Source organism: Phaeodactylibacter luteus (assembly GCF_007993045.1).
In the GTDB taxonomy this organism is placed as follows: Bacteria; Bacteroidota; Bacteroidia; order Chitinophagales; family Saprospiraceae; genus Phaeodactylibacter; species Phaeodactylibacter luteus.
Genome location: NZ_VOOR01000008.1, coordinates 1 through 19,656, shown reverse-complemented (window position 1 = coordinate 19,656; position 19,656 = coordinate 1). Strand labels below are relative to the sequence as shown.

Below are 19,656 nucleotides of genomic sequence, written 5' to 3'. Positions count from 1 at the left end.
ATATTTCTGTTAACAAGCCTAAATTACTGTGCCGTAATCCGGTCAAAGCCAGTATAGGATTGCAGCACCTTCGGGATAACAATCCCCTCCGGCGTTTGGTTGTTCTCCAGCAGAGCAGCCAGGATGCGGGCCAATGCTAGAGCAGAGCCATTGAGGGTATGCAGCAGGCGAGTCTCTTTCCCGTCTTTGAAGCGCAGCTTCAGGCGGTTGCTCTGATAGGTTTCAAAGTTGGAGACCGAGCTCACTTCCAGCCAGCGCTGCTGTGCAGCCGAATAGACCTCAAAATCAAAAGTGAGGGCAGCAGTGAACCCAAGGTCGCCGCCACAAAGCCGGAGGATACGGTACGGCAGCTCCAGCTTATCGAGCAGGCCAGCAACATGTGCCAGCATCTCTTCTAAAGCTTCGTAAGATTTATCGGGGTGCTCATAGCGGACAATTTCTACTTTATCGAACTGATGCACCCGGTTCAGCCCCCTGACATGTGCGCCATAAGACCCCGCTTCCCGGCGGAAACAAGGCGTGTACCCAGTCAGCTTGACCGGCAGCTGTGCAGGATCGATGATCTCATCGCGGTAGATATTGGTCACGGGCACCTCTGCGGTAGGGATGAGGTAGAGGTTATCTTTTTCCACGAAGTACATCTGCCCCTCTTTATCCGGCAGCTGCCCGGTAGCCCGGGCCGAGTCTTCATTTACCAACAAGGGCGGTATGATCTCCTCATAGCCGGCTTTCACTGCTTCGTCCAAGAAAAAACTGATGAGTGCGCGCTGCAAGCGTGCGCCCTGCCCGCGGTAAAGGGGGAAGCCAGAACCTGTGATCTTAGTGCCCAGCTCCAAGTCGAAGATGTTGTAGGTTTTGGCCAGCTCCCAGTGCGGCTGAGTGCCTTCCGGCAAAACCGGCAGCTCCCCTGCCCAGTCCCGGTATACCTCGTTGTCCTCGTCAGTATTGCCAGCGGGCACAGAGGGGTGTGGCACATTGGGTATGCTATATAAGGCTTCCGCCAGCTGTATTTTCACTTCCCGGAGCGCTTCCTCAAGCTTAGCCGCTTCTTCCTTCACTTCGTTGACACGGCTGCGCTTTTGCTCTGCTTCCTCCCGCTTGCCCGACTTGAACAGCGCGCCAATCTCTTTAGACAAAGCATTGCGTTCTGCCAGAAGATTATCGAGGCGGGTCTGAACATCCTTGCGGGAGTCATCTAGCGAAACAGCCCGGTCTACAGCCTTCAGCCCTTCCTCGTCATAATTTCTGACTTTCAGCCCTTCTTTTACGCGTTCCGTATTGGTTCTCAGAAAGTTAAGTTCCAGCATAAAGCGGTAATGGTTGGATTTTGTGCAGGCCAGCACCCGCGGTTTGAACTATCTAGCAGATAATTAGTTTCTTTTTTTGCAAAGATACTATTTGAAATCAGAAATTAAACGTATTTTTGTTTCACCAAAACACATAGCACATCACGTAGCTTCCAATTCCCGCACGCCACGTGCCAAATTCACACAGCTATTTCTTAGTACTTTATTTAAGGTTTAAGATCAAGCGAAACGCTCAGTGTGTTTTGGATGTTTCCCTAGCTTCCACCTAATGAGGTCCCTTGCACTCCGCTTCCTTTGCCAGGAAGTAGCTTTTACCAAAGCTATCCGAGCGCTATAGCCAGGCAGAAACATAAACAAAAGCTTAGAGCATGTTGGGAACTCGCTTTTGGAGCCAATGCAGTTAATTTTCATTCTGAACAACCTGCCTGCCAAGCTGTCACTTGCGAGGTGGGCAAGGGCGCGGTGTTTTCAAGAATGGGACAAAATGGATCTATCCTTGAATCATATAGCGAACGCTTAGCGACTGACCTTCCCGCTTTACAAGGCTTTGGCAGGGGAGAGCGCAACGTAATGAAGAACGGAATTTGCCAATACAGCCCAAAAGCTTGAAGCCTCAACATAGCCTTAATTCGGCTCTGCGGGCATCCATCAAGAAAATCCCTGACACCATGTACTGACTGTCCGCTGTACAGGCAGTGCAGAAGTTGTTAAAGTGGCTTTCTGCAGTACTAAACCGGCTCAACCGGAGTTCGACCTTCATACTCCACCCACTCTAAACTACTGAGCTTTTGCTGCTGCAACCTTGACGGGCGAGACAGAGCTAAACCAAACTGTTCTGAAACGGATACAACTCTTCGAGTCACTCCGCACAAGCACTGTTACATCTGTTAAACACCCCCTTTGCCCCATTTTCCTACTGAACTGCTTTTCATTGACATTCATTTTTTTACATATCTCAATCATTTTCCGACAATTCAAACTCAAGTAACACACCTTATATTATGTTGGATATCTCACAACTAAATTTCATGCTCGTCCCTGAGCTGCGCGAACTCGCTGAAAAACTCGGGCTCTCCGGGTACAAACGGCTGAACAAACAAGAACTCATCTACAAAATCCTCGACCATCAGGCTGCTTCCGGCGAGACCAAAGCCGCTGTCGCAACTGAAAAAGAAGAGGAAAAAGCCCCCGAAGCGGAAAAAGACAACAACCGCAAAGACAATGATGCTGGCAACAACCGCCGCACCAATGGACGGCGGGCCAATAGCCGCCGCAACGACAACAGCGACAGTGAGGACGACCGCAATGACCGCCGCCGCTCTCGCCGTATCGTCGACAAAAACAAAAACGAGGAGATGCCTAGGTCACAAACCCCTAAGCCTCAACCCCCTAGAACTGAAGCACCTAAAGAAGCGCCTAAACAGGAAGAGGCCCCAAGCAAAGAGCCTAGAAGCGCCGAGCCACAACAGGAAAGCCAAGAGCGCAGCCGGGAAGAAGCGCCTAAGCGCCGCGAGCAAAACCGCGACGACCGCGGGAACAAAAGCCGCTCTTCCAATACCAATCGCGAGGATAAGCCCAAAGAAGAAAAATTCGATATCGAGCTCGATGGGATCATCGAAGGAGAAGGCATCCTCGAAATGATGCCCGATGGCTATGGCTTCCTCCGTTCTTCTGATTACAACTACCTGACTTCACCTGACGACATCTATGTATCGCCTTCCCAAATCAAGCTGTTTGGGCTGCGCACCGGCGATACCGTCAAGGGGGCTATCCGCCCGCCTAAAGAAGGAGAAAAATACTTCGCTCTGCTGAGGGTTTCCAAAATTAATGGCCTCGACCCTCAGGATATACGGGACCGCGTGCCTTTTGACTACCTGACGCCTCTTTTCCCTACGGAAAAATTCAGCCTCACTAGCTCTCCTACAGGCCGGGATATCGGCAATCGTATGATCGACCTCTTTACGCCTATTGGCAAGGGGCAGCGTGGCTTGATTGTTGCCCAGCCCAAAACAGGTAAAACTTTCCTGCTCAAGGATATGGCAAATGCCATTGCAAAAAATAACCCTGAGTGCTACATGATCGTCCTGCTGATCGATGAACGCCCGGAGGAAGTTACCGATATGAAACGTAGCGTCAATGCTGAAGTCGTTGCTTCTACCTTTGACGAGCCCGCAGAAAACCACGTCCGTGTAGCTGGCATTGTGCTGGAAAAAGCCAAACGCCTGGTAGAAAGCGGGCACGATGTGGTCATCCTGCTCGATTCTATTACCCGCCTCGCACGGGCTTACAATACAGTCGCCCCTGCAAGTGGCAAAGTCCTTTCTGGCGGTGTGGAAGCCAATGCGCTGCACAAACCCAAGAAGTTCTTCGGCGCAGCCCGAAATATCGAGGACGGCGGCTCGCTGACCATCCTCGCGACTGCCCTGATCGACACTGGTTCAAAAATGGACGGGGTCATCTTCGAAGAATTCAAAGGCACTGGCAATATGGAGCTGCAGCTTGACCGCTCTCTCGCGAACAAGCGCCTCTACCCTGCCATTGACCTTACCAAATCAAGCACTAGGCGCGAAGACCTCCTCATGGATAAGGAGACGATGCACCGTATGTTCATACTGCGCAACCATCTTGCAGATATGAAACCGGACGAAGCATTCGAATTCCTGCGCAAGCACATGGTCAGCACTTCTTCTAACGAAGAGTTCCTGACTTCCATGAATGGCTAAAGCTTGTTTGGAGCTCCAAGCCTGCGTGTTAGCTTGAGTACGTTTGCACAAAACCCCTGCCCGTCTATCTGACAGGCAGGGGTTTTGTATGCTGCCCAGGGCTCAGGCGCTGCGTCAGCTCGAATGGAAAAATGCAGCCAACCGGCGGTCTAGCTCCGAAGGGCTAGTTTCATAACCCGGGCTCGCAGGCTGGCCCGGCAATGCCTCTACGTGAAGCGTCTGCGTCGGGAATGCAAAATGTACGCCCAGCGCACGCCCAAGTTGTAAAGCCTGTAGCAAGACCTCGTGCCGCGCTTTCAGCTCTTCGCTCCATGAGGGGACCTCAAAGAAGATGTAGAACAGAATGTCCAGGGAATGAGGGCCCATGTTATTAAAATGGATCTCGTAGTAATCTTTCCGGGTTTTAGGATGCCGGGACACGATCTGCTTCAGCCCTTCCACATATTTCTCAATCAGCTCGGGAGGCGTATCGTAGGTCAGGGAAATGGTCGTATTGAACCTTCGGTACTGCCTAAGCCCATAGTTATTGACCACCATATCTGCCAATTTGCCGTTAGGCACATAGACCAGAGAATTGGCAAAGGTACGGACGCGGGTAGACCGGAAGCCAACCTCTTCCACGGTGCCGTCCACACCTGCGAAGTTGATCCATTCCCCAATCTGAAAAGGCTTGTCCATGAAAATCGTCAATGAGCCAAATAGGTTTTTAAGGGTATCTTGGGCAGCGAGCGCAATAGCCAGCCCGCCAATTGAAATACCGGCAATGAGCGTAGTGATATCCACTTGAAATACCCGCAAGGCTTGAATCACTGCACCAGCGAACAAGAAAAACTGTACGCCCCTTTCTATTACGGGCAGAAGCTGCTCGTCCATCTTGCTTTCCGTCTTCTGCGCAGCCTTGTCTGCATAAAGGATGACAATATCAAGCACTCGCAACAGCACTCCCACGACCAGGCCGATAGAAATCAGGCGGATGACCGTGACCGTGAAATTGGCCGCCTCGATAGGCAACTGCAAGGGCGGCAGAAATAGGCGGATCAGGTAAAGGACGACCAGTACACTGCACAGTTGCGCAATACGCCTGATGATGCGGGTGGGCACCAAAGAAGGATAAATACGAGAGCGGCTCAGCCGGCGTACCACCGGGCTCAGCAACCGGCTGAGCACCCAGTATACGCCAATACTGATCAATAGCATAGACAACAGGCCTACAAATTGCCAAGCCTTCAGCCCCAGCACCTCTTCCTCCCCTACTATGGGCGCCAATTGTAGTAGCAGGTCGGCACCGAACGGGTAGACCTCATCGTGCAGTGCCGCTATCTGCGCTACGGTCTCCTCCGAATAGTACCATCGGCCATCTACCCGCTCCACGTAAACACCAGGGAGCTCGGCCGGGAAAGGGGTATAAACCGCCTGCATCACGGCAGAGTCCAAGTAAGCTGCCGCACGCGGCACCCGGTTGAGGCGGACGAACAGCCCCATGCCGTCGTAAACCTGTTTCAGTTTGATGGCCAGCTCTTCTGCCGCCGTACTATCAGCCCCCCATAGCGTTTGGCCTGCCTTGGCGGGGTCAAAGGAATCAGGCTGAAGGTAGTACAGATGGCTGTAAATAGTATTGTACGGGGTCTGCAGGGTCACTTCCGGTGCTGTATCCTGAGCATAGAGGGGGCTGCCGGCAGTGAGCAGTAACAAGGCAAAAAAACAAAAGCGACTTTGTAACTTCATCATTTATTCACAATTCGGAGATGTAGTGCAAAACTAACAATCCCTACCTTCGTAAAAAACCTCTCCCATGCGAATCCTGCTCCTGATGATGCTGGCCTCCTCTATTTCTGCCCAGAGCATACACTTGATGTCCTACAACCTGCGCTATCCCAACCCTGATGACGGCGAGCATTACTGGCCCCACCGGCGGCCTATGGTCAGCAGCGTTATCCGGTTCCACCAAGCCGATATCATCGGTGTGCAGGAAGCTTTCCGTTCGCAGCTTGATGAGCTCGCGCAAGACCTCCCTGAGCATGCATGGACCGGCCGCTGCCGCACAGACGGATCCGCCCACCCCAGCCCGGACAACGAGTTCTCTGCTATTTTTTACCGCAAGGCGCGGTTTGAAATGCTAGATGGCGGCACCTTCTGGCTTTCGCCAACCCCAGAAAAGGCAGGCTCGCAAGGCTGGGATGCCGCCCTGCCCCGTATCGCCACTTGGGCAAAGCTGAAAGACCGGGACAGCGGCATGGCTTTTTTTGTATTCAACACCCACTTCGACCATAAGGGGGAAACGGCCCGGGCAGAAAGCGCAAAGCTCATCCTACAAAAAATCGGCGCGATCACGAAGGGGGAGCCCGCTGTATTAACTGGGGATTTCAACTGCAGCCCGGAAGACTTGCCCTACGCAATGCTTACTGCTCAGGGCGGCCCACTGCGGGATGCCAAAGAACAATCCGAAACGCCCCATCATGGCCCCTTGCCTACCTGGACAGACAGCTTCAAAGTATCGGGCACAGGCCAACGCATCGACTTCATCTTCGTCAGCAGCAAATGGAGGGTGCTCCGCCATGCCAACCTGGCCGAAAACTGGGGCGGCTACATCCCTTCTGACCACCTCCCCGTTTTTGCAGAACTGCTGCTGCATTGACCTTAAACAAAGCAGGGCCCTTACCGTTTCTCTTGCGGATATACGAACCGATACATGAAATTAATCTTAAAAACCCGGGTTACGGGTAATTATAAAGCTGTGATGGCGCAGTTTGACCGTCAGCTGTTTGAAGCCCTGTCGCCTGGCTTGGCTAAAGTAGAGATTGTGACGTTTACAGGCTCGCGGAAGGGAGACCGGGTCCATCTTCGTTTCCTAAGCCCGATTAAGGCAGAATGGATAAGCGATATTACAGAAGATTATGTCAATGAAAAGGAAGCTTGCTTTGTCGATGAGGGCATAGTGCTCCCTTTCCCTCTGCGCTATTGGCGGCACCGGCACATTGTACGCCGTATATCTGACACGGAATCCCTCATCATTGATGACATCACTTTTAAAGGCCCTAACCGATTGGCCAGCTTACTGCTCTATCCCGGGCTGCTCGCCGGCTTTTACCCCAGGAAAAAGATCTACCGCCGCTATTTCGGAGCGCCTACTTCCACTTGATATTGCAGCCGGCACTTGGGTACTGCCGCTCAGGGGGAGGGATCCCCGCCAAAAGCGCATCTAATGCGGAACGCAGGTCTTTTCCGCTTAACGGCTCGCTTTGGCCTGGCCTCGACGCATCGAGCTGCCCTCGGTAATACAGCGCCCGATCGCTATCGAATACATAAATATCTGGTGTGCAGGCCGCCTGATACGCCCGCGCCACATCTTGCTGCTCGTCGTACAGGTAAGGAAATGGGTAACCCTGTTCTGCAGCATGCGCCTTCATCGCCACGGGGCCGTCCTGTGGGTACTGCTCCGCATCATTCGCACTGATAGCAACAAAACCTATCCCCTGTTTTTGGTAGTCATGGGCAACGCGGCACAGCTCAGGGTTGACATACAACACGTAGGGGCAGTGGTTGCAAATAAACATGACCACAGTGCCCTGCTCGCCAAATACCTCTACATCGGTTTTCGCCCCTCCAGAAACCACATCCAGCAAGCTGAAAGAAGGAGCAGGTGTGCCTAATGCAATCATATTGGAAGAAGTCAGTGCCATAGGGAATACTTTTGCTATCTTTTAAATACTGTGACAGCAATAGCCACAGCGGGTAACATCTTTATCACATGGTCGTGTACGCACACATAAAAATAAGGCCATAAAAATAAGGTCAGCTCCAAGCAAGAACTGACCTTAAAGGGTAGGCTCATAGCACATTAGTGCTTTGCTATTTAGACATACCCTAGAGCAAGTATCTGAAAGCTTGCCTTATTGGTTTAGTTTTCCTAACGCGATCTTTGTGTTGTCCTAGGCAGACATTGCCTACCTAGGGTGTGTGCATATTCATTTGATGCGGAGGGAACTGTCATAAGCCCTAAGCCCCTAATCAGGGTAAACTTTGACTTTTGATGGAGTTTAAGGTGCGATCAGATACTTCGCTCCGTGGGCAAATCTCTAAATTGTTCCTTGAAATTATCCCATATCTACCTTGAAAACACACCGAAAAGCCAATTTCGTGACATAGCAATCACCGCTCATAGAGGCAATCTTGGTTAATGCCAAGTACATAACGGCTGACGACCTGAATGCCGGGCGCAGCTTCTGCCCCCTTAAAACCAGAGATCATGGAATCCCTAAGGGCTTCTTTTGCGAGCTGTGTGAGAGGCCGTGCAACAGGCAGGTAGGACCAATGCCACTTCTCCTCATTATAGCCATACGGCCGCTCATCTCCTTTTGGCGTATAAGGCTGGCAAAAGCCAAATTCAGCAGCGTGAGCAGCCAGCCATTGATACAGCTCTGCCCCTTCCCCCTTTTCAAAATAATCATTATTGAAGGCGTTCAGGTCAATATCGGTCCCCCAATGATGCCTTGATGTGCCGGGCATTGAGCTGTACTTCAATATAGCAAGGGCGCGGCTTTTTGCATCGGGGAAGGCTTCAGCAGCATTTTCGCCAGAAGATAGCCTCCTGTCGCCGGTCCATTTGCGCTCCCAGATCCCCTTTTGATAGTCAAAATTGCGAGCTGCGGAACGGATTACCAGGCTATGGCCTGCAGCCTTGGCCGCCTCGTGCATCCGGAGAAAAGCCTGATAGGCATCCTTTCTCATGTACAGCCCATTCCGGTCTGCATACGCAGCGTCAATAGGCGTAAAGTCGGGGTGGGATGCCGGCTCGAATTTCCCCATAACGTAATCCAAGCCAAAGCTGTCCCTTTTAGGGGCGGAAAGCGCCGGCACGGAATCAACGGCCTCTGCTGTAGAAGGTGCTTGGTCTTTTTGCGGATTGCTCTGCCGGCAACTGCCCAAGAACAAGCCGGTGAGCAACATCAGGGGCAGGAGCGCTATTCTTGTATGGCACATATCGTACTGCTTAATAATCAAATTGAATCTGCTCTACCGGATAGCGGAAGAGGTATTTCTCTTTTATCAGGCTAGCCACCTGCGCCGGCACCATGCTTTCCCACTCCTGCTGCCCAGTCTGTAGCATATGCAGGACCTCTTTCGAAAAAATGTGCAGGACGTTGGGGTTGAACCCTGTAACGTCTACAATCTGCCGGTTGTCCAGCAAATGCTTGTAAAGGAATTTCACACCTTCCGGAATAGGCAGATTGTGGGCATTGAGCAATTCACCGCTGCCCTCCTGCAAAGCAGGATAAACATAGAACTTCACATTGCGGGTAAAAAGCTGCCCGAAGGCTGCCAGCAGCCGGCCATCGAGGTTTTGATAATACTTTTGGTTGATCAATTCGAGCAGCTCCCGCACGCCGAGCACAAAGCCTAAGCGCTGTACTTTATAATCTGACAGGTAAGCGACCATCTTCTGATGCTTTTGGCAATCGGAAACGGCAACAGCCTGCCCAAGGGCGTTGAGCAGCTCTGCCCGGTCGAGGAAATCCTGTTCGTCCAGCTCCCCTTGGCTACAGAGGTTGTCCAGGGTGATCTCTGTCATGAGGTAGGTTTTCCGGGGGTCGGTATCTGCTTCGTTGCGGAACTGCTGATAGCTGGCCTGTATCATATCTAGGTTGACCAAGGTAGCAGGCCTAAAGCTGCCCCTTACCAACATAACATGCTTCTTGTACAGAAACTCCGAAGCGTGGACATTCTGCCGGTCAGGGCCAAACATAGCGACATCCGTCAGCTTGTTTTTGACCATCCACAGGCTGAGCAGGCGATTGTCCAAATCTGCAAAATCGGGACCTGTCAAGCGGACCATATCTACCTTCACCCTCCCGTGCAGGCTGTCCATTAGGGACTGCAGCATCACCTCGGGGTCTTGATTGTAACGGAAGCAGGCATAAATCAGGTTGACGCCCAAGATGCCAATCGCTTGTTGCTGCAGCTGATTGTCGTTGTCGAGCATGCGCACGTGGAGCACAAGGTTGTTCGTACCGCCATCCGGATGGAGCTGAAAGCGGATACCCAGCCAGCCATTGCCCTTGATGGTCCGTTGGTAGTTGATGGCTGCTACCGTATCTGCGAAAACGAAGAAGTTGGTGTCGGGGCGCTCATTGCGCAAGCGGGAGCGCATAAGGTTGTGCTCGTGGTCCAGCATCTTGTAGAGCCTGGCTTCGCATACATAGCGCCCGGAGACCTCCTCTCCATAAATTTGGTCGGAGTAAGTTTTGTCATAAGCGGACATGGTCTTGGCGATCGTCCCTGCTGCTGCTCCCACCTGAAAAAAATAACGGGCGACCTCCTGCCCCGCCCCAATCTCAGCGAAGGTTCCATAAATAGAAGGATCGAGGTTGATTTCCAGTGCTTTTTGTTCGGTCTCGAGTAATTGGCGCATGAGCAGTGTATGTTTTTATAAGCCCCTTGCCCGCTTTCCCTGGCAACGGGCATTCAAAAGTATCAAATATTTTGCCTGCCCGGAAACCCTGCAGTAAAAGGGATAGGGTGGACAGTGACTAATTGAGCTTATCGACAGCGTGGGCGCGCAACAGCTCAAGGCTGACCCATTCAAGCGCCTTGGCATGAGTGGCACCGAGCTCTACAGGTGGAGCAAACCCTGCCTCACAGGCTTCCCGCCACCGCAGGGCGCACAGGCACCACCGATCGCCGGGCTTAAGGCCAGGAAACTGATATTCTGGCCGAGGCGTGCTCAAATCGTTGCCCCTCGACCGTGTAAACTCTAGGAAAGCTGCTGTCATGCGTGCGCACACCACATGCGTGCCCAAATCCTCAGGGCCCGTCCGGCAGCTGCCATCTCTGAAAAAGCCAGTCATAGGGTTGCTGCAGCACAGCTGTAGCGGCTCACCAAGAACATTAAGCGGCTGATTGCTCATAACTCCCGTTTTCTACTTATTGGCCAGTTGCCCGCAGGCTGCATCAATATCTTTCCCCCGGCTACGCCTTACGGTCACCATCACCCCCTGTTCTCTCAGGTAGCGGGCAAAGTCGTCGATGCGGTGCTCTGTAGCCTTACGGAAAGGCGCCCCATCAATGGGGTTGTACTCAATGATATTGACCCTTACAGGAAAGGGCTTGCACAGCCGGGCCAGGAGCCGGGCATCGTCAATAGAATCGTTGAAGTCCTGAAAAGCGATGTACTCATAGCTGATGCGGTTGCGCGTCTGTTCGTAGTAATACTTTAGCGCCTCCATCAGGGTATCCAAGTTGTTCTGCTCATTGATCGGCATAATCTCATTCCGCTTCACATCGTCAGCAGCATGCAGGGAGAGGGCCAGGTTGACCTTTACCGCGTCATCGGCCAGTTTTTTGATCATTCTCGCAATGCCCGCAGTGCTCACCGTTATCCGCCGGGGCGACATATTGAGCCCATCCGCCGAGGTGATCCGATCAATGCTCTCTAAGACGTTTTTGTAAGCCAGAAGGGGCTCGCCCATGCCCATATAGACAATATTGGTGAGGGGATGCCCGAAGGCCTCCTCGCACTGTGCATTGACCATGACAACCTGATCGTAAATTTCAGCGGCATCGAGGTTGCGCAGGCGCTTCATCCGGCCGGTAGCACAAAAGGTACAGCTCAGGCTGCAGCCTACTTGAGAAGACACACATACCGTATAACGGTTATCAGCCGGCACAGGGATAAGGACCGATTCGATCAAGTGCCCATCGTGAAGGCGGAAACGCGACTTGATGGTGCCGTCCAGGCTCCGTTGTACCTGATCTGTTGCAATAGCATGGATCGCGTAGTGCTTTTCCAGCTCTTCCCGGAATGGCTTGGAGAGGTTGGTCATTTCTGAAAAAGAGCGAGCCCCTTTTTTCCAGAGCCACTCGTACACCTGCTTAGCGCGGAATTTCTTTTCGCCCATAGCAAGGACAGCAGCCTCTACATCGCTGAGGCTCATTTTGCGTATATCCGCCTTATCTGTTGTTGCACTCATATCCTGGTTGGTTGTGCCCGGGTTTAGGCCAGAGGCCTACAGGCCAGTTTCAGCCAATGTTGTTCTTCTTCATTGAGCAAAGGGGCTAACTCCTGAAACACCCGGGCGTGATATTCGTTGAGCCAGGCTACTTCTTCCGGTGCCAACATTTCTCTGTCCACCAGATCAGTAGCTATGGGGAAAAGGGTTTGGGGCTCAAAGCCCAAAAAACGGCCGTGGCTGCCCTCTTGCCGGAGGACACAAAGCTCTAGATTTTCGATCCGGATACCAAATGCGCCGGGCTCGTAATACCCCGGCTCGTTAGACTGCAGCATCCCTTCTTGAATAGGCTGCTGCCCCTTGGGGCTGCGCGGGTTTGGCGTAATGCTCTGCGGGCCTTCGTGTACGTTGAGAAAGTGCCCGACCCCATGCCCGGTGCCATGCCCATAGTTCAGCCCAGCTGCCCATAAGTGTTGCCGGGCCAGGATGTCCAACTGCACACCGGTTGTCCCTTCCGGGAATACGGCACGCGCCAGCCCTATATACCCTTTAAGCACTCTTGTATACCGGTCTTTGACCTCACCGCTGACAGGGCCCAGTGCAAAGGTGCGGGTGATGTCCGTCGTACCTTCCAGGTACTGCCCGCCAGAATCCAAGAGCAGCACCCCTTCAGGGCGGATGGCAGCAGCGGTTTCCGCTTTCGCGCTATAATGTACAATAGCTCCATTGCCTTGATAGCCTACGATAGCCCCAAAACTATCGCCCTGATACCCGGGCTGAGCTGCCCGGAATGCCGTCAGCTTCTGCCCAACCTCAAATTCTGTCACCTCTTCCCCTTCGGCCAGGGTATGCTCAAGCCAGCGGGCCAGGCGGAGCAGGGCTACGCCGTCTTTTCGCATTGCCTTTTTGAGATTAGCCCGCTCGGCAGGGTTGCGTATAGCCTTTAGCGGGGCTACCAGGCTGCCCAGTGAAGCCCACTGCTCAGCGGGCAGGAGCCCGTACAAAAATGCAGTCAGCCCACCAGCGTCGTAGCCAACCCTTGCCTTTCCCTCAAGCTCCAACAGCCAGCCTGCCAGCTCCTCGTAAGGGTGTACGGAAACATCCGATTTGGACAGCCCAGCCTCAACTGTGGCATCCACTTTCCCAGGGTCAACGAACCAGTGTGCGCTACGCTGCCCGATCACCAGATAACTGATCACTACAGGGTTGTAATCGACATCCTGCCCCCGGATGTTCAGCGCCCAAGCGATTTCATCCAAGGCAGTAACCAGATAGTAATCTACCCCGCCCATTTGCTGCCGTATGGCATCAAGTTTCTCCCTTGCAGGCTGCCCGGCCAGGTCTTCTGCCAGCAGCCGGGCCGGTTCCTTGGGGAGCGGAGGGCGCCCAGCCCAGATTTTATCGACAAGCCCGTCTTCAAAGGCCAGCTCCAGCCCATGTGGCTCAAAGAAGCGGCGCATCGCCCTCGCTTGCCCCAGGGAAAGCAAGCGGCTGTCTGCCCCAATCCGGCTACCTGCCGGAAGATGGCCTGCCAGCCAGCTCAAGTACTCGGGCGTATGCGGCACTTTTAGTTTCTCTAAGCTGAACCCAGAGCCTGTCAGCTCCTGCTCGGCCTGTAAAAAATAACGGGAGTCTGTCCACAAGCCAGCGTGGCTGTCTGTCACAACCGCTGTGCCAGCTGAACCGGTAAAGCCTGTCAGCCAGCTGCGCGTTTGCCAGTGCGGGGCCACGTACTCGCTTTGGTGAGGGTCTTGGCTGGGCACAATATAAGCCTGCAGGCCTAAGCCAGCCATTGCTTCCCTGAAACGGGACAATTTAGATGCGGAAATATTTTCTGGCATATTTTTTGATAAATATTACAATTTCGTTGATATTTGGACTTGAATCCCCCCGGCTCCTTAACGGTGCTGAGCGTTTGCAAAATATACACATTTTGCTTAACGTAGTAGGCTAAACCGCTAGGGTTTGCCCTGCATCTGCCCGCAACAGCAGGCTGGCCATTATCGATGCCAGGCCGCCGCCTGCTCGCTTTAACCTTTAGAGCCTGCTGATCCTGCTCCAAAAGGCAACTGAGCCGGCACCTGTAAACAAACACAACTGAACACGCCAGTAAATGATTAGCCCCGGGCACTATCAGCGCCGGGCCAAACAACAAGCCGCAGCCGATTTGCAGTTTGAATGCAACCGCAAGGTCAAGGCGAAAACCCGTGCATATGCTTAAGCAGAGCCTAAGCCAAAAAATGCTACAGAAGCTGTCCCCTCAGCAGATTCAGCTCATGAAACTGCTGCAGATCCCTACAGCTACCCTGGAACAGCGCATAAAGGAAGAGCTGGAAGCCAACCCGGCCTTGGAGGAAGGTGAAGAGCGGGACGAGTTTGCCGAGCTGTCCGAAGCAGATGATGGGGCAGAGTACGAAGATGAACCATTTGAGCTCGACGACTATCTGAACGATTATATTGAGGACGACCCCACGACCTACAAAACACAATCTGGCACTTACAATAACGAGGAAGAGGATAAAACGGTCCCAGTTGCTGTAGAAAGCTCTTTCCATGAGCACTTAGAACAACAAGTTGGCCTATTAGAATTAGACGATGAACGCAAAGAGGCCATCGCTCATCAGATCATCGGCAGTATAGATGACGACGGCTACCTTCGCCGGGAGCCCGATGCTATTATCGACGACTTGATGTTCGCGCAGAACATCTTCGCCACTGAGGAGGAAGTCAGGGAACTGCTAAAACTGATTCAGCGCTTTGACCCGCCGGGCACAGGCGCCAAGGACTTGCAAGAGTGCCTCCTGCTGCAGCTGGAAATCCGGGCAGAGCTCGATGATGAGGAAGATTTCCTGGACTTTGAAGAACGGGAAAGCCTCGACCTGGCCATTCAGATCATCCGCAACCATTTTGATGAGTTTACCAAAAAACACTACGACAAGCTCGAACGGAAGCTCGATATCAGCACCGAAGACCTGAAAGGGGCCATCCAAGAAGTCATCAAGCTCAACCCCAAGCCTGCAAGCGGCTATTCTAGTGGGCAAAGCCGCAACAACCAATATGTAGTGCCGGACTTTATCATCCAAAACCGGGATGGAGAGCTGGAGCTCAGCCTCAACTCCCGCAATGCGCCCGACCTTTGCGTAAGCGATCAGTACCAAGATATGCTCAAGGCATACAAACAAAAAGCTAGCGGCCGGCGGAGCAACAAACAGGAAAGGGAGGCTGTAATGTTCATCAAACAAAAAATTGATTCCGCCCGGTGGTTTATCGATGCTATCCGGCAGCGGCAAGATACGATGTACCGCACCATGTACGCCATCCTGCAGTACCAGTATGATTTTTTCCTGACTGGCGACAATACCAAGTTGAAGCCAATGATTTTAAAAGATATCGCTGACATTACGGGGCTGGATATTTCTACCATTTCCCGGGTAGCCAATTCCAAGTTTGTCCAAACCGAGTTTGGCACTAAGCGGCTGAAAGAGTTTTTCTCTGAATCCTTGTCTAAAGAAGACGGAGAAGAGGTCTCTACCCTCGAAGTCAAACAGATCCTTGAAGATTTGATTGGGCAGGAAAACAAGAAGAAGCCGCTTTCGGACCAAAAGCTGCAAAAAGCGCTTGAGGAAAAAGGCTACAATATTGCAAGGCGCACCGTTGCCAAATACCGCGAGCAGCTGAACATCCCGGTGGCCCGGCTACGGAAGGAGCTGTGACCTCACCCCTGCCGGCTCTCCTGCTCTGCTATTGCAATGCCATCCAAAATGACCTCGCAAGCCCATTGTATCTGCTCTGCAGTGATGATCAGGGGAGGGGCAATGCGCAAGGAGCGGTCATTAAACAAAAACCAATCCGTGATCAGGCCTTGCGCTAAGCAGTGGCCGATGACGCGCTGCACAAAACCGAAGCTGGGCAGCTCGACGGCCAGCCAAAGGCCTGCACTTCGGACCTCCACAATCGCCGGGTGTTGCAGCAGCTCCAAGAATAAAGCCTCTTTTGCTTTGACCTCCCCTATGTAATGCTCTTTCAGCAACGTTTCCAGCGTCGCCAAGGCTGCTGCGCAGCTTACCGGGTGGCCGCCAAATGTGGTAATATGCCCGAGAATGGGCTTTTCGGACAGGGCCAGCATGACGTCCCTGCTTGCCACAAAGGCCCCTATAGGCATGCCCCCGCCCATCCCTTTGGCCAAGAGCAGGATATCCGGTACCACATCGTACTGTTCGAAAGCAAAAAGGGTGCCGGTACGGCCATAGCCCGCTTGTATCTCGTCAAAGATCAACAAGGCGCCTACCTCCGTGCACCTCCTCCGGAGCTGTTTTAGATACCCCGGCAGGGGTTTCCTTACGCCCCATTCTCCCTGCACGGTTTCCACAACGACAGCTGCGGTTTGCGCTGTAATGTGCTGCAGGCACCATTCACAATTGTACTCGATGTGACGGATGCCGGGCAATAGCGGGTGGAACGCTTGGGTAAAATCCTTTGGCCACATCAGGCTGGCTGCGCCCTGTGTGCTGCCATGGTAAGCTTTCTTGCAGGCCACTATCTCCGCCCGCCCGGTATAGCGCTTGGCCAATTTCATCGCCCCTTCTGTGGCTTCTGTGCCAGAATTGACAAAGTAGACGCTGTCAAGGGGAGCAGGCAGCTGCTCGCTCAGCAGGGAGGCCAGCTTTACCTGGGGGGCAAGGACAAACTCTCCGTAGACCAGAGTGTGCAGATAGCGGTCCATTTGAGCTTTGGCCGCTTCCACAACCGGGGGCGGGCAATGGCCAAGGCTGCTTACCCCAATGCCTGCGATAAGGTCCAGGTAAGATTTCCCATCCGGGCTGTATAAATACATGCCAGATGCACGTTCTATCTCTAGCATCAACGGGAAAGCACTAGTCTGAGCTACATGTTGGAGAAAAAGCTGTCTGAGGTTCATCGGCAGAATAATTTTAGTTAAAGCCTAAGGCTGCGCCATTAGCCCGGGCAGGTTGCCTGTAGTTTAAGCCTAAAGGAGCACTAAATAACAGAAAGCTGGAAAATAACTGACAATTTTGGGCGCCAATACTCCCTACTGCCCTGGATAGCGGCTCCCTTTTGTAATTTTATCGGGAATAAGCACAAAAAGCGACTAGCATTGCACCTGCGAAGAATAACATACGGCTTATTGATGCTGGCCATCGGCCTGATCTCTGGCTGTGAACTCCCTACACAGCGGATGCACGGGTTTGAAGTGCATGGCATTGATGTATCCCACTATCAGCGGCATATAGACTGGGAAGCCGTTGCAGCCGCTGGCATCCACTTTTCTTTTATCAAAGCTTCCGAAGGCATGACACTGACCGACAGCCTTTTCTGCTCCAACTGGGAAGAGGCCAAACAGGCTGGTATCAAGCGGGGAGCTTATCATTTCTTTCGCCCGGCAACGCCTGTGCACGAACAAGCCATGAACTTTCAGGCTGGCGTCAAGCTTGAGCCGGGCGACCTGCCGCCGGTCCTCGACGTGGAAGTGCTAGATGGGGCCACCCGGGTGCAATTGGTCAGCAGCGTATTGACTTGGCTCTATCTGGCTGAAATCCATTACGGTGTGAAGCCCATCATTTACACCAACCTCAAGTTTTATAACAAATACCTGGCCGGCCACTTTGAAGAGTACCCTTTGTGGATCGCCCGCTACGCCCCTTTCCAACCGAGCTTGAGCGACAAACAGCCTTGGCATTTTTGGCAGTACGGCAACCGTGGAGAGCTGTCAGGCATCGACGGCCCAGTTGATTTCAATGTTTTCAGAGGCAGCCTCGAAGACTTAGACAGCCTTTGCATACAATACCGCCCGGTCTTATCTCAAGCACACCCCTCCAAGCTTCCTTAGCGGGCACACTTCCCGATCGGCTGGCGGCAAACCGAAATGGCCCCATACAGGAGAAGAGCTATCTCCCCCACAGATGGAGCCTTACAGCCACTGCCGGCGAAATCGTCTATCTCAGATTGGAGGCTGACAGCTGGCCAGGGCGAAGCCCCGATCGATTGCCGTTTTCTTGGGGGCCTTCCCCTGCCTGTCGGCAGGGGCCGCTATGCTACGGGGCTCGCTATCCGCTCGGCCCTATCGGGCTTCACACCCCTTCGCAGCGCTAGTCCGACGCCACCACAAAGGCGAAAAGGCTTAAACGCCAGCAATATGCTGATTTTCGCCAAAGGGCAATGCCCCATGCACCTACCCAATTATGGTAATATGCTCCGAGGTGAGCTTGCTCAGCGGGACCAAAATTTTCTTCCCCTCCGCTTGTAGGGTCATCGAAGAGCTGTCCATGCCCACAACCTTACCGCTTACGCCATCTATTTCTACCCTATCCCCCACTTTGACTTTCCCCTTGTTGTAAAAGGAAGCCAGAAAGTTGGCCACGATATTCCTAGACGCAAAGCCATAACCTATGGCAAATGCAAACACAATACCAGCAAGAATGATAGAGAGGTTGTCCTGGATAAATTCCGTGTCTATTTTTGCCTGTGAGAGCGCAATCATGGCGACATTCAGGAAGAGAAAGTAGAATACAATATTGGCGATGAGCCCGGCGGCGGGTATGGCCAAAGACTCACATGTGGTCTTGACTATGTTTTTAAGAAAATCGCTAATCAGGAGCCCGATGACGAGGACCACCATAGCCGAGATGATAACGGGCACATAGTTCAGGATGTCGCCCATCAAGGTAGAAATGACTTGCATGTTGAGGACATCCGTAGCTGCTACAATGAAGATGAACAGCAGGAAGTAGTAGACAATTTTAGAGAGGAAAGCACTGGGCACTAGCTTGATTTTGCTTTTGTGCACCATTTCGATTTCGTTGAGCCGCTCTGCAAGCTTATCTGCGCCCACCGCGACAAGGATGCGGCGGACAAACTTGGAGGCGATTTTGGAGATGATGAGCCCAATGATCAGAATAGCAAAAGCACCGAGCAGATTGGGGATGACCGCTGCAAAACCAGACAACAGTTCCTCGAGTACGTTCCAAAGGTTAAGTTCCATGATAACAAGGGTTCAAACAGGATTGGTTGAATGATAACTTTTGCCTAGGTTAGTATTTGGGAGCTATCGGAGGTTATCGTCTTCTCCTGCGGTGGCAGGGCCATGTGCTGGGCCATCAGGCCCCAGGTTAGGAGGCACTGTACGCTGAGCTGCTACCTCCTGCCGCCCCTCTTCCCCTCCAGTAGCTGCAATCAGCACGTCCACCATTTTGGGGACATACATATCAATGAGCTGCCCAAGCAGTCTGAGGGAGTTGAAGGTTTTGAACAAGCCTTCCTCCGTCTGCTTCCGCAGAACAGGGTCGATGTTTCTCGCCTGCTGTTCCAAAAGCTGCTCAAAGTTATTAAGTTCTTGTGCCATTGTTAGACTAATTGCTCCGGAAAGATTTCTTCCCGGGTTTTTTGGGCTTTTGCTTTGGCCCTTTTAATTTTCATTTTCACAGCGCTTTCCGTTTTGTCTAGTATTTCTGCTATTTCTTTTATGGACATCCGGTCCTGGTACTTCATTAGAAGGACCATCCGATCACTTGTTGGGATGTTTTCCAATACCTGCTGCAGTTGGGTCAGTTCTATTTCCAGGATTATTTTATCAGAAATTTCCTCTTCTGCTAAATCAGGGGCATTGTCCACTTCATCGGCAAAGAGGTCCTGTTGTTTTTTTTTCCTCCTCAGAAAGTCAAT

The 19,656-nt window shown here is 52.6% G+C and carries 17 protein-coding genes; 5 read left to right on the top strand and 12 right to left on the bottom strand.

The window, feature by feature from the left end; translation table 11 throughout:
• Positions 1–23 precede the first annotated feature (23 nt).
• The gene (gene serS, locus FRY97_RS05345) at positions 24–1,307 is read right to left on the bottom strand and encodes a serine--tRNA ligase (RefSeq protein ID WP_147166408.1); all 1,284 of its coding nucleotides are present in this window, start codon (positions 1,305–1,307) and stop codon (positions 24–26) included.
• 1,001 nt (positions 1,308–2,308) lie between these two features.
• Between serS and rho the strand changes: the two genes are divergently transcribed.
• Positions 2,309–4,030, top strand: a complete 1,722-nt coding sequence (gene rho / locus FRY97_RS05340) for a transcription termination factor Rho (RefSeq protein ID WP_147166407.1) — start codon at positions 2,309–2,311, stop codon at positions 4,028–4,030.
• 114 nt (positions 4,031–4,144) lie between these two features.
• On the opposite strand, the gene FRY97_RS05335 is transcribed toward rho, so the two are convergent.
• Complete coding sequence (locus tag FRY97_RS05335) at positions 4,145–5,758, bottom strand: mechanosensitive ion channel family protein (protein ID WP_147166406.1); 1,614 nt, start codon at positions 5,756–5,758, stop codon at positions 4,145–4,147.
• A 64-nt stretch (positions 5,759–5,822) separates the two neighbouring features.
• Between FRY97_RS05335 and FRY97_RS05330 the strand changes: the two genes are divergently transcribed.
• Both FRY97_RS05330 and FRY97_RS05325 read left to right on the top strand, forming a co-directional pair.
• On the top strand, positions 5,823–6,665 hold the full coding sequence (locus FRY97_RS05330; protein ID WP_147166405.1) for an endonuclease/exonuclease/phosphatase family protein: 843 nt from the start codon (positions 5,823–5,825) through the stop codon (positions 6,663–6,665).
• A gap of 54 nt (positions 6,666–6,719) precedes the next feature.
• Positions 6,720–7,169 (top strand): SRPBCC family protein, encoded by a 450-nt coding sequence (locus tag FRY97_RS05325; protein ID WP_147166404.1) that lies wholly within the window; start codon positions 6,720–6,722, stop codon positions 7,167–7,169.
• Here the strand turns inward: FRY97_RS05325 and FRY97_RS05320 are convergent.
• The 6 genes from FRY97_RS05320 to FRY97_RS05295 form a co-directional block, all read right to left on the bottom strand.
• The gene (locus tag FRY97_RS05320; protein ID WP_147166403.1) at positions 7,156–7,710 is read right to left on the bottom strand and encodes a thioredoxin family protein; all 555 of its coding nucleotides are present in this window, start codon (positions 7,708–7,710) and stop codon (positions 7,156–7,158) included. The genes FRY97_RS05325 and FRY97_RS05320 overlap by 14 nt on opposite strands.
• Before the next feature lie 469 nt (positions 7,711–8,179).
• Positions 8,180–9,010, bottom strand: coding sequence for a M15 family metallopeptidase (locus tag FRY97_RS05315; RefSeq protein ID WP_147166402.1), 831 nt, complete (start codon positions 9,008–9,010; stop codon positions 8,180–8,182).
• 10 nt (positions 9,011–9,020) lie between these two features.
• Positions 9,021–10,439: a TonB-dependent receptor gene (locus tag FRY97_RS05310; RefSeq protein ID WP_147166401.1), complete on the bottom strand. Its 1,419-nt coding sequence runs from the start codon at positions 10,437–10,439 to the stop codon at positions 9,021–9,023.
• Between the two features lie 118 nt (positions 10,440–10,557).
• Complete coding sequence (locus FRY97_RS05305; protein ID WP_147166400.1) at positions 10,558–10,935, bottom strand: DUF2237 family protein; 378 nt, start codon at positions 10,933–10,935, stop codon at positions 10,558–10,560.
• Between the two features lie 12 nt (positions 10,936–10,947).
• Complete coding sequence (gene rlmN / locus FRY97_RS05300; protein ID WP_147166399.1) at positions 10,948–11,997, bottom strand: 23S rRNA (adenine(2503)-C(2))-methyltransferase RlmN; 1,050 nt, start codon at positions 11,995–11,997, stop codon at positions 10,948–10,950.
• Between the two features lie 23 nt (positions 11,998–12,020).
• Complete coding sequence (locus tag FRY97_RS05295; protein ID WP_147166398.1) at positions 12,021–13,817, bottom strand: aminopeptidase P family protein; 1,797 nt, start codon at positions 13,815–13,817, stop codon at positions 12,021–12,023.
• Between the two features lie 372 nt (positions 13,818–14,189).
• Here FRY97_RS05295 and rpoN point away from each other — a divergent pair, with 372 nt between their 5' ends.
• Positions 14,190–15,689: an RNA polymerase factor sigma-54 gene (gene rpoN, locus FRY97_RS05290; RefSeq protein WP_147166397.1), complete on the top strand. Its 1,500-nt coding sequence runs from the start codon at positions 14,190–14,192 to the stop codon at positions 15,687–15,689.
• 2 nt (positions 15,690–15,691) lie between these two features.
• On the opposite strand, the gene FRY97_RS05285 is transcribed toward rpoN, so the two are convergent.
• Positions 15,692–16,894, bottom strand: a complete 1,203-nt coding sequence (locus FRY97_RS05285) for an aspartate aminotransferase family protein (protein WP_147166396.1) — start codon at positions 16,892–16,894, stop codon at positions 15,692–15,694.
• A gap of 198 nt (positions 16,895–17,092) precedes the next feature.
• On the opposite strand from FRY97_RS05285, the gene FRY97_RS05280 reads away from it, so the two are divergent.
• Positions 17,093–17,824, top strand: coding sequence for a glycoside hydrolase family 25 protein (locus FRY97_RS05280; protein WP_246141574.1), 732 nt, complete (start codon positions 17,093–17,095; stop codon positions 17,822–17,824).
• Between the two features lie 342 nt (positions 17,825–18,166).
• Here FRY97_RS05280 and FRY97_RS05275 read toward each other — a convergent pair whose 3' ends face one another.
• The 3 genes from FRY97_RS05275 to FRY97_RS05265 form a co-directional block, all read right to left on the bottom strand.
• A complete protein-coding gene (locus tag FRY97_RS05275) occupies positions 18,167–18,976 on the bottom strand; it encodes a mechanosensitive ion channel family protein (protein ID WP_147166395.1) in 810 nt (269 codons plus the stop codon).
• A gap of 63 nt (positions 18,977–19,039) precedes the next feature.
• Positions 19,040–19,336 carry a hypothetical protein gene (locus FRY97_RS05270; protein WP_147166394.1) on the bottom strand — a complete coding sequence of 99 codons (297 nt, stop codon included), beginning with the start codon at positions 19,334–19,336 and terminating at the stop codon, positions 19,040–19,042.
• A gap of 2 nt (positions 19,337–19,338) precedes the next feature.
• Positions 19,339–19,656: RNA polymerase sigma factor (locus FRY97_RS05265; protein ID WP_147166393.1), on the bottom strand; the 318-nt coding region annotated here is incomplete at its 5' end.

Coding starts and splice junctions, on each gene's coding strand:
- serS (WP_147166408.1), bottom strand. CDS start 1,307: ATGCTGGAACTTAACTTTCTGAGAACCAATACGGAACGCGTAAAAGAA.
- rho (WP_147166407.1), top strand. CDS start 2,309: ATGTTGGATATCTCACAACTAAATTTCATGCTCGTCCCTGAGCTGCGC.
- FRY97_RS05335 (WP_147166406.1), bottom strand. CDS start 5,758: ATGATGAAGTTACAAAGTCGCTTTTGTTTTTTTGCCTTGTTACTGCTC.
- FRY97_RS05330 (WP_147166405.1), top strand. CDS start 5,823: ATGCGAATCCTGCTCCTGATGATGCTGGCCTCCTCTATTTCTGCCCAG.
- FRY97_RS05325 (WP_147166404.1), top strand. CDS start 6,720: ATGAAATTAATCTTAAAAACCCGGGTTACGGGTAATTATAAAGCTGTG.
- FRY97_RS05320 (WP_147166403.1), bottom strand. CDS start 7,710: ATGGCACTGACTTCTTCCAATATGATTGCATTAGGCACACCTGCTCCT.
- FRY97_RS05315 (WP_147166402.1), bottom strand. CDS start 9,010: ATGTGCCATACAAGAATAGCGCTCCTGCCCCTGATGTTGCTCACCGGC.
- FRY97_RS05310 (WP_147166401.1), bottom strand. CDS start 10,439: ATGCGCCAATTACTCGAGACCGAACAAAAAGCACTGGAAATCAACCTC.
- FRY97_RS05305 (WP_147166400.1), bottom strand. CDS start 10,935: ATGAGCAATCAGCCGCTTAATGTTCTTGGTGAGCCGCTACAGCTGTGC.
- rlmN (WP_147166399.1), bottom strand. CDS start 11,997: ATGAGTGCAACAACAGATAAGGCGGATATACGCAAAATGAGCCTCAGC.
- FRY97_RS05295 (WP_147166398.1), bottom strand. CDS start 13,817: ATGCCAGAAAATATTTCCGCATCTAAATTGTCCCGTTTCAGGGAAGCA.
- rpoN (WP_147166397.1), top strand. CDS start 14,190: ATGCTTAAGCAGAGCCTAAGCCAAAAAATGCTACAGAAGCTGTCCCCT.
- FRY97_RS05285 (WP_147166396.1), bottom strand. CDS start 16,894: ATGAACCTCAGACAGCTTTTTCTCCAACATGTAGCTCAGACTAGTGCT.
- FRY97_RS05275 (WP_147166395.1), bottom strand. CDS start 18,976: ATGGAACTTAACCTTTGGAACGTACTCGAGGAACTGTTGTCTGGTTTT.
- FRY97_RS05270 (WP_147166394.1), bottom strand. CDS start 19,336: ATGGCACAAGAACTTAATAACTTTGAGCAGCTTTTGGAACAGCAGGCG.